Source organism: Myxococcales bacterium, assembly GCA_016703425.1.
Classification (GTDB): domain Bacteria; phylum Myxococcota_A; class Polyangia; order Polyangiales; family Polyangiaceae; genus JADJCA01.
Genome location: JADJCA010000011.1, coordinates 43,351 through 57,467, shown reverse-complemented (window position 1 = coordinate 57,467; position 14,117 = coordinate 43,351). Strand labels below are relative to the sequence as shown.

Genomic DNA, 14,117 nt, shown 5'->3' with positions numbered 1-14,117 from the left:
GAACCGCCCGCCGCGGGCTGCCCCAGCTTCTCACGCCTTCTAGCCCGACCGTCGCTCAATAGTTGGGCGCGCCGTTGGGCTTTTTCGCAAAGAACGTCATCGAGGCGCGCCGCAACGCCTCGCACGCCGCCGCCTTCGGCTCGTTGGCTCCTTCGAGCGGGAGGCAGTGCCAGTCGGCGTCCCACGCTTGCGCCCCCAAGAGCGCGCTCTCCCCGAGGACGCCCCACGTGTGAAGCGGACAGGGAAACATCGTCGTGCAGTTCGTGATCGGCACCGGCGCGAAGGGCGCCGGCGCATCGAGGAGCGAACGCCCCGGCAGCCGGCGCGTAAATTCACGAAGCCCAAAGCTCTGCCACGTGCCGTAGACGTCGAGGACCGTTGGCAAGAGATCCAGGTGCGTCGCCGTGCGGTCGCGCCGCGCCGCAAGGTGCCCGAGCGCGGTGCCGGAGAGAGCGCCGTTGCGCGACGCGATCCACGCGGGGACGTGGAGCTGCTCGTCGTAGACGTTTTGACCGTGGTGGATGGCGCCGTGTTCGCCGAAGGCCTCGCCATGGTCGCTCGTGAAGAGGACGACGAGCGGCGCCTTGCCGTTCCTGTCGAAGATGCGCTCTAGCATTCGCGCCACCGACGCGTCTTGCGCCACGATGGCGTTCTTGTACGCGCTTCGCAGCTCCGGGAGCTTCGACCACGACACGGTGCGCGACCAGGGAACGAACGGCGCGCGAGCCTCGTCGACGTAGTAGGGCGCGTGCGTGCCGGCCAATTGGAGGAACAAGAAGAACGGCTCGGGCAGGGCGGCGATGGCCTTCTCGACGTGGTTCGCCAGGAGCGCGTCGACGCCGCGGTCCACGACCTCGTCCTCGTCCTCGATGGCGCGCCCCACGAGGGTCTCGACGCTCACGAAGGAGTCCACCGAACGCGCCACCTCGGCGCGCTCGAAGACCGAAGCCATCTGCGCAGACCAGAAGGCCACGTAGGGCCGCTGCTCGCTCCGCGTGGTGGCGCGCACCAAATCGAACAGCGTGGGCGCGGTGGCAATGCTCTCGCGAGGTCCCTCTTGCGTGCGTCCCGTCAGGAGCGCCGAGAGCGACACGGCGGTGTAGCTGCTCACGGCGCGCATGCCCAGGAGCGGAATTCGATCGCGCATGAGCCCATGAACACGCGGCATCGTGGGACACGGCGCGTTCGGCGCGGCGCAGCCATCATCGGCACGCACGCTCTCGGTGAGCACGAACACGACGTTCGGCAAGGCCCGCCCCGCGGGCACCTCCACCGCCGGAACGGCCGCGCGGCTCTCGACGCGCGCGCTGCTCCGCGCGCTGCGCGTGGCCACGAACGCCACCGCGTCGAGCGTCGCCACCTCGGGCGTCGCCGCGCGGAGCGGTGGCCCCGCGGCGAGCAGCAAGAGGAGCGCGCACGCCGCGGAAGCGCGGACCGGCGCTCGCGCCGCCAGCGGGAGCGGCCCTGCGATCACCGCGAGCGCGCCGCCTAGGAGCGCGCCGGTGGCGCCCAGGCTCACGACCCGAAGGGCCATGGCGCCGAGGACGGCTCGCACGTCGGCTCCGTGGTAGACGGCGCTCTCGGCCACCTGACGGTCGAGGAACGTGTGCCAGAAGTAGGCGAACGTTCCCTGCGTGACGGCGATGAGTCCAAAGGTGGCGCCGACCGCGGCGCGCCACTTGGCGCGGGCGAGCGTCAGCACGGCTCCGCAAAAGAGGACGCTCGCGAGGGCCGCGACGAAGCGTCGCGCGCCCGTGACGCCGCCGCCGCGAACGGCGAGCTCGAGGGCCACGAACTGCAGAACGAAGAGGACGAGAGCGACGCGCGCCAGCCAAAGGCGCAGCGCGCGCGCGGCGGTGCGCCGCTCGGGAGAGGCCGAGTGATTCGTCAGGTGCCGTCGGCGCGTTCGGGCGTCGTGGTGCCGGGCATCGTGCGGATGTCTTTGCGCGCGACCTTCCACGCTCGCTGGACGACCCACGAGAGCGAGCGGCTCAGGCGGTGCGCCTCACCCTGCATCTCCGAGAGCATCTCGGCGGGGAAGTAGAGGCTCTGCTTTCGCTTGTCCGTCGTCTTGGGGGCCGCATCGCTCATGATTGACGGAGTTTGTTGCACAATCCGCCAAGAGTTCAAGGGGGTTCGCTTGCACAAGGGCCTCACGCGGTCGATCATCGCCATCCATGACGCTTCGGACGGTGCGCGTGCCGACCCCCATGACGGGGGCGTTCGAGAAGGCCGAAGCGCTCGTTTCGGCCTACTTTCGGCAGCGCCTCTTCGACCCGTCGCAAGGCAAGCTTGAGATCGCCGGCGAGCGTTATGTCTTGATTCGGGCGTCGTCGCTCTCCGTCGAGTTTTTCGGCCTCGTCGAGGATCTTTACGGCCCGGGTCGCGAAGCCGAGGCCAGCTCGTTTTCGCGCAACATCCTCTTCGATTTAGCCCACGCGCTCGGGCGGTCCGACGCGGCAGACTTTGCGCGAAAAATGGGCGTCGACGATCCGTTGGAGCGCTTGAGCGCCGGGCCCGTGCATTTCGCGCACGCCGGTTGGGCCTTCGTCGACATCCACCCCGACTCGAATCCCAGCGCTGGCGACGACTTCTTCTTGCTCTACGACCATCCCTATTCGTTCGAGGCGGACGCCTGGCTGACGCGGAGGGACGCCGAGTCGCCGCCGGCCCAACGGCACAAGACCTTCCCCGTCTGCATCATGAACGCCGGCTACTCGTCGGGGTGGTGCGAGGCGGCGTTCGATCGCGTGCTCGTTGCCGTCGAGGTCCTCTGCCGGGCCCGCGGCGACGAGGCGTGCCGCTTCATCATGGCCCCGCCCCATCGCATCGAGGACCACACGCGCCGCTTCATGGCGTCGCGTCCCGCGCCTTCGGCCACGGCGCCGCCCGAGATCCCGGACTTCTTCTCTCGCAAGCGCGTTGAGGAGGAGCTGCGTCGTTCGCAGGCCGAGCTCGAGCGTCGCGTCGACGAGCGCACCGCCGAGCTGGTGCGCGCCAATTCGCTCCTGCGGCGGCAGATGCTCGAGAGGGAGAAGATCGCAAAGCAGCTGCGGCAGGCCCACAAGCTCGAGGCCCTCGGACGCCTCTCTGGCGGGATCGCCCACGACTTCAACAACCTCCTGGCGATCCTCATGACGCGCGCGACGCTGCTCGAGCGGCGCCTCGCGGCCCACGTGCCCAAGGGCGACGCGGCCTTCGTCGACCTCGCGGAGATGCGCAAAGCCGGCGAACGGGCTACGGCCCTCACGGCCCAGCTCCTCGCCTTTAGCCGTGGGCAGGTCTTGGGACGCGACCGCATCGACCTCACGGCGGTCGTCCGCGATCTGGCGGCGACGCTCGTGCCGCTCATCGGTGCCGACGTGGAGCTGTCGCTCGTCGCGCCAAGCGGAGGCGAGGCGACGACCATTCGCGCCGATCGCGGTCAGATCGAACAGGTGGTCATGAACCTCGTCGTCAACGCGCGCGACGCGATGCCAAGCGGTGGCACCTTGACGCTGGCGACGGGGCAGGTCCGCCTCGAGGCGCCAATGCGCACGCTCTCCGGCGACTTGCGGCCCCGCAGCTACGCGCTCTTGACGGTCGCCGACACCGGCTCCGGCATTGACGACGAGACGCAGAGCAAGATGTTCGACCCGTTCTTCACGACGAAGCCCGAGGGCAAAGGGACGGGGCTCGGCCTGGCGACCGTTTACGGGGTCGTGCAGCAATGTGATGGAGGCATCGTCGTCGACAGCGCACCGGGCGCGGGCACCTCGTTTCGCGTGTACTTTCCCCTCGAGTCGGGCGACGCCGACCTTGTCTCGACGAAGGAGCTCTCGCCGGCGAAGTCGGAGCACGGCACCGAGACGCTCCTGCTCGTGGAGGATGAGGTCGAGCTTCGCAACGCTGTGGCGGAGGTGCTCGCCGACGCTGGCTATCGCGTCATCGCGGCCGCCGACCCGCTTGAAGCGCTCGACCTCGTGGAGAGCGGCAAGCGGACCGTGTCGCTGCTCGTGACCGACCTGGTGATGCCCAAGATGGGCGGCGTGGAGCTGGCGCGCCGGCTTATGGCGGCACGAGCGGAGCTGCGCGTCTTGTTCGTGTCGGGCTACGCCCCGGAGGGCGCCGAGCGCGAGACCATGCTCGTCGACGATCGAGCGGCGTTCCTAGCGAAGCCCTTCCGGGCCGACGAGCTCCTGCGCAGGGTGCGGTTTCTCCTCGACCGGTGATGGGGGACCCACGCCTTCGAAACCTCGCGGGGCACGACTGACGACAGGCCATCGGCGCGCTATGGTGCCCGCATGTCACAGTCATTCGACGTGGTCGTGTTGGGCGGTGGAATCGCCGGAGCGTTTCTCGCGCGCCACCTGAAGCTCGTTCGTCCTGAGCTCTCGGTTCTTTGCCTCGAGGCCAAGGAGGTCATCGACGACTTCAAGGTCGGCGAGTCCACCGTCGAGGTGGCTGCGAATTACATGATTCGTCGCCTCGGGCTGTCGTCGTACCTCTACCAGCATCAACTGCCGAAAAACGGGCTGCGCTTCTTCTTCGACACGGAAGCAAAGGACCTGCCGCTTCCGGAGATGAGCGAAATCGGCTCCACGCGCTTTCCACACGTTCCGAGCTTCCAGCTCGATCGGGCCGCCCTCGAGCGCGATCTCGTGCCGCTGAACCGCGCCGTCGGGGTCGATTTTCGGCTCGGCGCCAAGGTCCAAGGCGTGACCATCGACGCGACGAGCGCGCACACCGTCGTCTTTGAGCAGGGCGGTGAGAAGTTTGAAGTCACGGCTCGCTGGGTCGTCGACGCCACGGGGCGCCGCCACGTGATTCCGCGAAGCTTGGGCATGAAGGTGCACAAGGAGATGCGCCTGCAAACGGCCGCCGCCTGGGGGCGATACAAGAACGTGGCCGGCCTCGACGCCGCATCAACGGACCCCGCGTGGCGTGGCCGCGTGCGATGGACGTCGCGCCATCTGTCGACGAACCACATGATGTACGACGGCTACTGGATCTGGTTCATCCCGCTGGCCGGTGACGTGATGAGCGTCGGTGCGGTCTATGACAAGGAGCGCATCGGCGACACGATCCGGAAGAAGGAGGCCTTCGAGGCGTTCTTGAACTCGCACCGGTCGTCACGCGACCTGATGCAAGGCGCCGAGTTCGTCGACTTTCAGGCTTACGCGCACCTGCCGTATTACACCGAGCAATACTTCTCGAAGGATCGCTGGGCGCTGACCGGCGAGGCCGGCGCCTTCGTCGATCCGTTCTACAGCCCGGGCTCGGATTTCATCGCGACGGCCAACGAGTTCATCGTCTCGATGATCGAGTCGGAGCTCGCCGGCGACACGGCAGTCTTCGAGAAGAAGATCCAGACCTACAACGCCTACTACAAGTTCAAGTACGAGCTGACGCTCAGCCTCTACGCGAAGCTCTACCCGATCTTCGGCTGCTACGAGGTCTTCCGGCTCAAGTTCCTGCTCGACTTCAACAACTACTACAACGTCATGGTCTGGCCGTTCCTGAGCGACAAGCTCCGCGACGTCGACTGGGTGGCCGATGACCTGAGGCTCGCCGATCGCGTTCTCGAAGCGCAGGCCAACATGGCCACGCAGCTCCGGGCCATGGCCGAGCACCTTCGCGAAAAGGGCGAATATTTCGGGCAAAATCGCGGCCATTTCGCCGACGGCATCTGGGGCGTGAGCCAGTTCGAGAAGCACTTGTTCGGCCCCATGGACAAGGAGTTCCGCAAGGCGCAGGTCCAGAAGTGTTACGGGAGCACCTTCGCGAGCATCTTGGCGCGCGTCACCGGCGAAGACGTCGCCGACCGCGACGCGGTGCTCAAGGCCATCGACTTTCCCACCGTCGCGCTCATGAAGTCGCTCGACGACGCCACGTACGCGAAGCTCCTCACGCGCGTCGAGCAGCGCATGACCAAAGACCTCCTGCGAACGTTCCCCGGCGCGCCGCTCGAGGGCATTCGCCTCGACAAGGACGTGTCGGGCCGCGCGCCCCACGCTCTCTTTCCGGCGGGCGTCGACCCCGCGCTCCAAGAGGCCATTGAGGCGGAGGCGGCGCGCCTCTGGAGTGCGCCGGGCGGGTCGCTCGCGAGCGTTCGCGAGGCCTGAGGCGGCCGAGCCTTGCCCCGCCCGCGCGAGGTGGCTAAACCACGACGATGCCGAAACGCGCCGTCTCCGTCGCCTGCGCCGCCGCTCTCTCCACGTTCCTCGCCGCCGCCGCGGTTTCAGCCGACGGTCCCGTGCTGAAGCCCGTCGACGCGCGCGGGCCGCTCCCCGCTGGACCGTCGTCTCCGAGCATGAGCGCCGCGCCCTACGTGTCTGCCGAGATGCCCCCGCCGAAGCCGGCGAGCCCGCCGCTCGCGCCGCTCAAGAAGGTGGAGTTTCTCAACAAGGCGCTCAAGGTGATGAACATCGCCGCCCTCGCGGCGCCCCCGCCGCCGCCGCAAATGAAGGTGACGCCCGCCGCTCCGCTGCACACCGGTGGCATGAAGATCGGGTACGCCGGTCCGCTCATGTTCGTCTCGCCTTCGAGCGTCATGCCCGACGGCGCCTACTCGATGACGAATCCTCCCAACGGCAAGTATCAAGTGACCGTCGAGTTTCCCTCCGAGAAGGACAAGCTCTACCTGCTTGATTGTAGATTCCAGGTGGTTTGGGGCGGGCCGCTCACGGTCAAGGTCAAGCGCGGTGAGGCGACGCAGTCGCTGAGCGGCGAAGACGGCCACTACCTCTACACGTTCAAGTCTGACCGCGTGAACCAGTCGGTGCAGATGACCGGCGATGTAGGCGCCGCGTTTTACGGCTGCGAGCTCACCAAGCTGAACTGACGCTCGAGGCGCGGCGCGTGGCCGCTCGTGGCCAGGCTTCAGGGCCAAAATCAGGGCCCCGAAGAACCCCCTTGGACGACGGGCCGCTGCTGCATCATCCTAGGGCTCCGAGGTGTTCATGACGCTCGTCCCCTGTCCCCAGTGCCAGCGCCACATCGGCACGCATCACGACGCGTGCCCCTTCTGTCAAAACGCCGTCCCCGCAGGCTTCGGAGCCCGTGCGGTGCCGGGGTCGACCAAGCGACTCGACCGGTGGGCGACGTTCACGTTCGCGGCGGCCCTCACGGTGGCCGCGTGCGGCGGCACGTCCGGCGACGGCACGATCGGCGACGGTGGCACAGGCGACGCCGGCAACGGCGGAAGCTCCGACGGTGGCGGTGGCGGCACCGCGGATGGGGGTGGCGCATCCGACGCGGGGCTTCTCAAGGACTCCGGTCCGAAAGACGACGGTGGTGTGGTCGCGCTCTACGGCTTGCCACCTCCGCCCGACGCCGGCGCCCTCGACGGCGGCGGTCACGACGCCAACGTGCAGCCGCTCTATGGCCTGCCGGCGCTCGACAGTGGCATCGACGACGGTGGGATCCTCGTCAAGGACTCGGGTGGCGTCGGTGCGCTCTACGGCCTGCCGCCGCCGCCGGATTGACGAGGCCGACATTGCGCAAGCTCGCACCAACGACACACCGAAGTCGCCAACCCTCCTAGTCTTCGGTGCCTACGCCCCTTCGAAGACGCCGCGCTTCGCCTGATCCCGCTCGATCGATCGGAAGAGCGCGGTGAAGTTGCCCTCGCCGAAGGACAGGTGGTTCTGCCGCTGGATCAGCTCCACGAAGATGGGGCCCACGATGTTCTTGGTGAAGATCTGGAGCAGGTAGCCGTCGGCGTCGCCGTCGACGAGGACGTTGCGCTTCTGGAGCTCGGCGCGGTCTTCCTTCACGTTAGGCACGCGGTCGAAGACGCCCCGGTAGTACTCGTCGTCGATATCGAGGAACTCCAGCGCAGTGCCGTCGAGGCCTCGCAGTGACGCGAGGATGTCGGACGTCAAGAAGGCCACGTGCTGGATCCCGGGGCCCTTGTACTCCTCCAGGTATTCGTTGATCTGGCTCTTCGCTTCGTCGGCTTCGTTGATGGGGATCGCGAAGGTGCCGCAGGGGGAGCGGAGCGCATACGACGTGAGCCCCGTCTTGACGCCGCGAATGTCGAAGTACCTCACCTCGGTGAAGCCAAAGACGTCTTTGTAGAAGCTGGCCCAGCGCCCCATCGTGCCCTTCGCGACGTTGTTCGTCAGGTGGTCGATGGTCAGAAATCCCTTGTCGGCGACGCGGTCCGGCTTGTCGAGCGCGACGAAGCCGAGGGTGCGGCCGATGTCCTTGGGGGCGCTCGTGGTGCTCCCCACGAACGTGATCAGGCTATCGCCGATGCCGTAGACCGACGGAATCCCCGCGCCGGCGTGGGCTCCCCGCGTCTCGCTGAGATCGCTCTCCATCATGGGGCGAGCGCCCCGCTCCTTCGCGGTGCCGAGGGCACGCACCGGATCGTCGACGAGCCAACCCATCGAACAGATCGACGGGCCGTGTTGGCTCGCGAAGGCCGCGCCGAAGCTCCGAGGCTCGCGGTTCAGGAGGAACGTGATGCCATGCTGCTCGTAGAGGTCGATGGCCTTCGCTTGGTGCCGCATCGTCCGCGAGAAGCCGAAGTCCAGCAGCAACCGGTGGATCGCGTCGGGCTCGGGCGAGCAGAACTCGATGTACGCGATGCCGCGAACGCCGCAGGGGTTCTTCGTGTTCATGGTCGTGGAGTTCATTTCGATTCCTGCCAGCTCTTCCAGTAGTTCTCGACCTCGAAGGCGCCCGCCGTCTTCGACGGAAAGAGCGGCCTTTTCGTGTCGATCATGATCGCGATCTCGCTCGTCGCCGTGGCCGTCTTCGACCGCGCCTCGGCCTTCGCCTGCGGGCCGTGATGAATGCCTTGCGGGTGGAAGGTCATCATCCCAGCGCCTACGCCGGCGCGGCTGAAGAACTCGCCTGCGTGGTAGAAGAGCACCTCGTCGAAGTCGATGTTCGAGTGAAAGAAGGGGACCTTCAGCGCCGTTGGATCGCCGTTCTCGAGCGGGCGCGGCGCGAAGGTGCAAACGACGACGGCCGGCGCGAGGAACGTCGTGTGCGCGCTCGGCGGCAGGTGGTACCGATCGGAGCTGACGGGCCGGATGTCGTTCACGGCGAGCTTCATGGGCGCGAGCGTGCCCTTCCAGCCGACCGTCTCGATGGGTGAGAAGGGGTAGAAGACCCGCGTGAGCTCGCCGCAGCGCTGGATGCGGAGCTCGTATTCACCGTTTACGGCGGCGAGCGCTGTGCCTTCACCGGGCGTCGGCACGACGAGCACGGCCGGGTCGAAGAGCGCGTGCTGACCGAGCATGCCCCGATCCGGCACGGCAAGCTCGCCCATCGACTCCACGGCCAAGAGCGCCGTCTTGCTCGTCGGCGCGAAGCGGTACGCGGTGCCTCGCGGAACGAGGAGGTAGTCGCCCTTCTGGTAGGTGAGGGGCCCGAAGTCCGTCTCGAGACGGCCGGCGCCCGCGTGGACGAAGAAGAGATCGTCGGCGTCGGCGTTGCGGAAGAAATACGGCGTCGGCGCCTCCAGCGTCGCGAGCTGAACGCGGACGTCGGCGTTCTCCAGGATCGTGACACGGGCGCCCACGAGGTCACCGCTCTGCGAAGCAGCGACCGCCGCCGGCTCGCCGCGGTTCGGACCTTCCGAGAGGTCGTAGAGGCGCGGCTTGAGCGGCCCTTCGATGCGCGTCCAGCCCACCGGCGCGTGTTTTCGATAGAGGTGCGCGTAGCGGCCGAAGAAGCCGTTTCGTGCGTACTCCTCCTCGACGCTCCCTTCCGGGAGACCGACGTGGGCCTGAAGCGCAACCTTGCCGCGTACGTAGGGGACGTCCATGACGACGTTCGTAGCGAGGCGAGCTCTCCGTAGAAAGTTCAAAAAACGTCACACAATGTCAGAAAAAGAGACAATGTGACGGTATGCACGTCACCCTGGAGCAGGCCCGCGCCTTCGACGCCCTGGCGACCCATGGCACCTTCGTGAAGGCGGCGGCGGCGCTACGCAAACGGCACACCGCCATCGTGTACGCCATGCGCCTCCTCGAGGAGCAGACGGGCCTCGAGCTGCTCGACCGCACCGGCTATCGCACCAAGCCCACGAGCCAAGGCGCGCGCGTCCTCGAGCACTGCCGACGGCTCCTCGCACTGGAAGACGAACTCATGCGCTCGTGCCACGAGATGAAGACCGGCTGGGAGCCGTCGCTGCACGTCGTCTTCGACGGCATCTGCTCGGTCGAGCCGCTCCTCGGCGTCGTCGCGTCGCTGCTCAAAGACGGCGCGCCGACGCGCGTCGACGTAGACGCCGACTTCCTCTCTGGCGTGGAACGCGTCTTCGTCGAGTCGAACGCCGACCTCATGATTGCCGTCTTGCCGCCCACCACGTCGGGGCTCCGGAGCGTGGAGCTTCCGCCGATTCGTGCGCGGCTCGTGGCCCACCGCGGCCACGCGCTCGTCCGATTGGGCGCGCGTCCAACGGCAGAGGAGCTCGCCGCGCACGTCCTCCTGACGGTGCGTGGCTCCGACCCGCGCCTCGCTTTGCCGACGGCCGGCCTCGAACAGCGGACGCGCGTTCGGCTCTCGGACTTCGCCGCCAAGAAGGTCGCCCTGATGACGGGCGTGGGCTTCGGTTGGATGCCTGAGCACATGGTGAAGGCCGAGCTCTCGCGCGGGGTCTTTCGCGAGATTCGCTGGCGCGAGGCCCACACCTTCAAGCCGCGGCTCTACTTCCGCGAGGGACGTAAGCTTGGCCGGGCCGCGACGAGGTTCGTGGAGGAGCTACGTGCCTAGTGTCCTGAGTCAGAAGTTCGCTCGCCGAATTCGTCGGCCAAAGTCACAGGTGCACTCGGTTCCTGTCCTTGTTCGACGTGTGGTGAATCTCTGATTCACCACACTAGCGGGAGTTGACGAGTCGAGAGCCGCGGAAAGGTGTTGCAGGGAAGTAGGTCTCCCCGCCGCGCCGTGGTAGCCGTGATGGGCGGAATGGCTCGTGCGGCTTGGGCCCTGCCCATCGTCTTGACCGTGTGCGGACCGGCTTGCTCCCAGCGCGCTGGGCCAAGCACCGACGCGGCTTCGGCGCCTTCGGACTCGGCGTCGGGCGATGCCGCCGACGCGGGGCGCGACGCGCGAGCCGCGGCTCCCGGCGGGCCGTTCGACGCGGCGACCGAAGATGCGGCAATCGCGGACGCCGCGAGCTTGGTCGATGGCGCCGCGGTGCTTCACAGCTACCGGCGCGTCTTGCACATTGGGGACTCGATGGTGGGCTTCAAGTTCGGCCTGACGCGCGCCCTCGGACGCCGCTTCGAAGCCGATGGCGCCAAGTTCTTCTCGATTCCCGTCACGAGCGCCGGCATCCAGAGCTTCGAGAAGGGCACCGACCTCGACCTTGGGCTCAAGAAGACCCACCCCGACCTGGTCCTTCTGACGCTCGGCGCCAACAACGCCACGAGCCCCGCGCCCGAGTACCTCATCCCGGCCATCAAGCGGGTCGTCAAGAAGGTCGGCGTCTCAACCAACCCTAGGCGGCGCTGCATCTGGATCGGGCCGCCGCTTTGGCAGCCCGACAAGGTGGGGTTCATCGACGTCCTTCGAAAGAGCGTGGCGCCCTGCGCGTTCTTCGATTCGAGCGGACTCGACTTGGAACGGATGGCCGACCGCATTCACCCGACCAACAAGGGGGGCGAGGTCTGGGCCGATGCGGTGATGGCGTTCCTCGTTGCGCGAATGGCCGAAGCTGGCGAATGACGGCCGGCCGATGCCGGTGCGCGCGCGCGCAGTGGGGGGTAGCATTCCGCTGTTGTGACCATTCCGGCGACCCTCTCTGTCACCAACGCCGCGCTCGCGCTCGTCGCCGCGCTCCTGGGCGCTCGCATCTCGCGCGGCTCCACGTGGCGAGAGCTCCGCTATTTCGCCTACGCGGCACTCCTAAGCGCGCTCTATTCGCTGGTCTCACTGCCAGCGACCCTCACGACGAACGTCGCGGTCATCCGTCTGTACAGCCACGCGACCTTGGCCCTTGCAGGGCTCTTCGTCGCCGCATGGCTCCGCTACTTCGTGGCCGGAGCCAAGCGGCGCCCGACGAACGTGGAACGTGGCCTCTCTTACGCCGCGATGGTGGCCTCCGCGGTTGGCCTGGTGCCCGGTCTTGCCCTCGATTCGATCGTTCACGAGCGACCCGTGCACTGGCTTGGCGTCGTTTACCGCGACGCAGCCGTTACGCCCGTCGGCGGCATCTTGTTGCTCTATTTCTGCGCCCTGTCGGCCGGCGTGTCCTTCGGCTACGCGCGCCGCTTCCGTCGGGGTGACGCGGACGCGGCGGCCCACGCGCTCGGCCTCGGTGTGCTCTCGCTCTTCGGCATCAACGATGCGATCGCCACGGCCTTCCCTTGGAGCCTGCCAAATCTCCTCGAGCTCGGCTTCATGATCGTCGTCATGGCCGTCGGCTCGACGGTCACGGCGCGGTTCGTTGCCAACGCCCGAGCACTGGACGAGTCCACCGCCAGACTCGCTGAAACGCAGCGCGAGCTCGTGGCACGAGAGCGGCTCGCGGCCATCGGCGAGCTCTCAGCCGTCGTCGCCCACGAGGTCAGAAATCCGCTGGCCGTCATTTTCAACGCGCTCGCATCGCTCAAGAAAAAAGAGCGCCTCACGGACGCGTCCCAGGTGCTCTTTGGGATCGTCGAGGAAGAGGCGCAGCGACTCAATCGACTCGTGACCGAGCTCTTGGACTTCGCGCGCCCGCGCACCGCGGCCTTCGTCGAGACGGCGCTTGAGCCGCTGCTTCTTTCGGCGGTGCAGGCCGCCTGCACCGAGGCGAAGTGCGATCCCTCGGAGGTCGAGCTCGAGGTCGCCGCCGAGGTGCACACCGTGAGCTGCGACGCCGATCTCTTGCGGCAAGCCGTCGTGAACTTGGTCGCCAACGCGCTGCAAGCCCGCGGGCGGCGCACGCGGGTCCAGTTGCACGCGCTCGCCGAGGGGGACCGAACGTTGCGGCTCAGCGTCTCCGACGACGGCGAAGGCGTGCCGCTCAAAGACGTCGAGCAGCTCTTCGTCCCGTTCTTTACGACCCGCCCCACCGGCGTGGGGCTTGGCCTCGCAGTGGTTCGTCGTGTGTCGGAGGTGCATCATGGCACCGTCCACTACGAGCCCACCCCCGGCGGCGGCGCCACCTTCGTGGTTCGCGTCCCCGTTCGAGGTGAGGTGATGTGGCCAGCGCGCGCCGACACCCCGCGTGAGCAGCGGGCCGAAGCCTCCGACATTCCGTAGCGTTGCAAGCGCTTGAGTGTCGCCGGGACCCGCCCCGCGATTGGCACGGGTATTTCCGTTACGGCCCCACGCAAGGAAGACCCACGAATCGGGCCAAAGTGGGGTTCCATGGATCGATCTTCCGCGAGCTGCGTCTGACGATGACGCGCGCCGGAATGGGAACCTCGGGGCGCGGCGTTTGTCTGGTGGGTCGTTGGTGGAAGGTGGAGGAAGCGGCATGAAGCTCGGCAAGGTTGTGTTTGCGTCGGCGCTCTCGATGACCCTCGCGATGACGTTCATGGTCGCTGACGCGAGCGCCTGCATGCGCGCCATGGAAGAGCCGGAGAAAAAGGACGACACACCGCGACTCGTCGCGCAGGCGGAGCAGTCGCTTGACGCTGGGAAGTTCGCCGTGGCCACCGCCACGATGCTCAAGAAGTTTCCCGCGTTGAAGGGCATGTCCGACAAGGCCGAGGTGGCGCCGCTCGAGAACCGTGCGCTTCGCATCGTCGCCCTTGCGTCGACGCGCAGCGACGGCGCCTTCGGTGTCGCGACGGGCGCGCCCGCGCAGCGACAAAAGGCCAACCTCGAGTGGTCCGTCGCCGTGCTTCGCAAGATGAACGTGAGCCGCCCCGGCGACGCGTCGCTGCAGGCGGACCTCGGCGAGGCCCTCAGCAAGCTGCCGGGCGGACAAAAAGAGGCCCTCACGCTCCTCGCCAAGCTCGCGCAAGACGATCTCATCGGCAGCCCCCACGCTTACGCGGCGCTCTCGCGCCTCCAGTCGGAAGCCGGCGAAGCGCAGAAGAGCGCCGACGCCGTCAAGCGCTGCGAAGGCATGACGTCGACGCCGGCCATCTGCCAGCCGAAGACGGCGGCGCCGCTCGCCGTTCCGGCCAAAGCGAAAGACGCGCCAGTCGCAGCGGACCTCAAAGGTCGCGCTTAGTCGCGCC

The 14,117-nt window shown here is 67.5% G+C and carries 12 protein-coding genes; 8 read left to right on the top strand and 4 right to left on the bottom strand.

The annotated features are described in order from the left end of the window. Positions 1-55: 55 nt before the first annotated feature. Together IPG50_20935 and IPG50_20930 are read right to left on the bottom strand one after the other, a co-directional pair. The gene (locus tag IPG50_20935) at positions 56-1,792 is read right to left on the bottom strand and encodes a sulfatase-like hydrolase/transferase (GenBank protein MBK6694651.1); all 1,737 of its coding nucleotides are present in this window, start codon (positions 1,790-1,792) and stop codon (positions 56-58) included. Between the two features lie 95 nt (positions 1,793-1,887). Beyond that, a complete protein-coding gene (locus IPG50_20930; GenBank protein MBK6694650.1) occupies positions 1,888-2,091 on the bottom strand; it encodes a TIGR04563 family protein in 204 nt (67 codons plus the stop codon). Positions 2,092-2,177: 86 nt separating this feature from the next. On the opposite strand from IPG50_20930, the gene IPG50_20925 reads away from it, so the two are divergent. The 4 genes from IPG50_20925 to IPG50_20910 all read left to right on the top strand — a co-directional run bounded on the left by IPG50_20925 (position 2,178) and on the right by IPG50_20910 (position 7,466). Beyond that, positions 2,178-4,211 carry a response regulator gene (locus IPG50_20925; GenBank protein ID MBK6694649.1) on the top strand — a complete coding sequence of 678 codons (2,034 nt, stop codon included), beginning with the start codon at positions 2,178-2,180 and terminating at the stop codon, positions 4,209-4,211. A 72-nt stretch (positions 4,212-4,283) separates the two neighbouring features. Continuing rightward, positions 4,284-6,104, top strand: coding sequence for an NAD(P)/FAD-dependent oxidoreductase (locus IPG50_20920; GenBank protein MBK6694648.1), 1,821 nt, complete (start codon positions 4,284-4,286; stop codon positions 6,102-6,104). A gap of 47 nt (positions 6,105-6,151) precedes the next feature. After that, positions 6,152-6,823 carry a hypothetical protein gene (locus IPG50_20915; GenBank protein ID MBK6694647.1) on the top strand — a complete coding sequence of 224 codons (672 nt, stop codon included), beginning with the start codon at positions 6,152-6,154 and terminating at the stop codon, positions 6,821-6,823. A gap of 118 nt (positions 6,824-6,941) precedes the next feature. Then, entirely contained in the window at positions 6,942-7,466 is a 525-nt protein-coding gene (locus tag IPG50_20910; GenBank protein MBK6694646.1) for a hypothetical protein, read from the top strand. A 69-nt stretch (positions 7,467-7,535) separates the two neighbouring features. Here IPG50_20910 and hppD read toward each other — a convergent pair whose 3' ends face one another. After that, complete coding sequence (gene hppD / locus IPG50_20905) at positions 7,536-8,609, bottom strand: 4-hydroxyphenylpyruvate dioxygenase (GenBank protein ID MBK6694645.1); 1,074 nt, start codon at positions 8,607-8,609, stop codon at positions 7,536-7,538. A gap of 11 nt (positions 8,610-8,620) precedes the next feature. Then, complete coding sequence (locus tag IPG50_20900) at positions 8,621-9,763, bottom strand: homogentisate 1,2-dioxygenase (GenBank protein ID MBK6694644.1); 1,143 nt, start codon at positions 9,761-9,763, stop codon at positions 8,621-8,623. Positions 9,764-9,846: 83 nt separating this feature from the next. On the opposite strand from IPG50_20900, the gene IPG50_20895 reads away from it, so the two are divergent. The 4 genes from IPG50_20895 to IPG50_20880 all read left to right on the top strand — a co-directional run bounded on the left by IPG50_20895 (position 9,847) and on the right by IPG50_20880 (position 14,110). After that, positions 9,847-10,713, top strand: coding sequence for a LysR family transcriptional regulator (locus IPG50_20895; protein MBK6694643.1), 867 nt, complete (start codon positions 9,847-9,849; stop codon positions 10,711-10,713). 192 nt (positions 10,714-10,905) lie between these two features. Beyond that, positions 10,906-11,667 carry an SGNH/GDSL hydrolase family protein gene (locus tag IPG50_20890; protein MBK6694642.1) on the top strand — a complete coding sequence of 254 codons (762 nt, stop codon included), beginning with the start codon at positions 10,906-10,908 and terminating at the stop codon, positions 11,665-11,667. A 54-nt stretch (positions 11,668-11,721) separates the two neighbouring features. Beyond that, positions 11,722-13,188: an ATP-binding protein gene (locus tag IPG50_20885; protein ID MBK6694641.1), complete on the top strand. Its 1,467-nt coding sequence runs from the start codon at positions 11,722-11,724 to the stop codon at positions 13,186-13,188. 217 nt (positions 13,189-13,405) lie between these two features. Next, entirely contained in the window at positions 13,406-14,110 is a 705-nt protein-coding gene (locus tag IPG50_20880) for a hypothetical protein (GenBank protein ID MBK6694640.1), read from the top strand. Positions 14,111-14,117 lie beyond the last annotated feature (7 nt).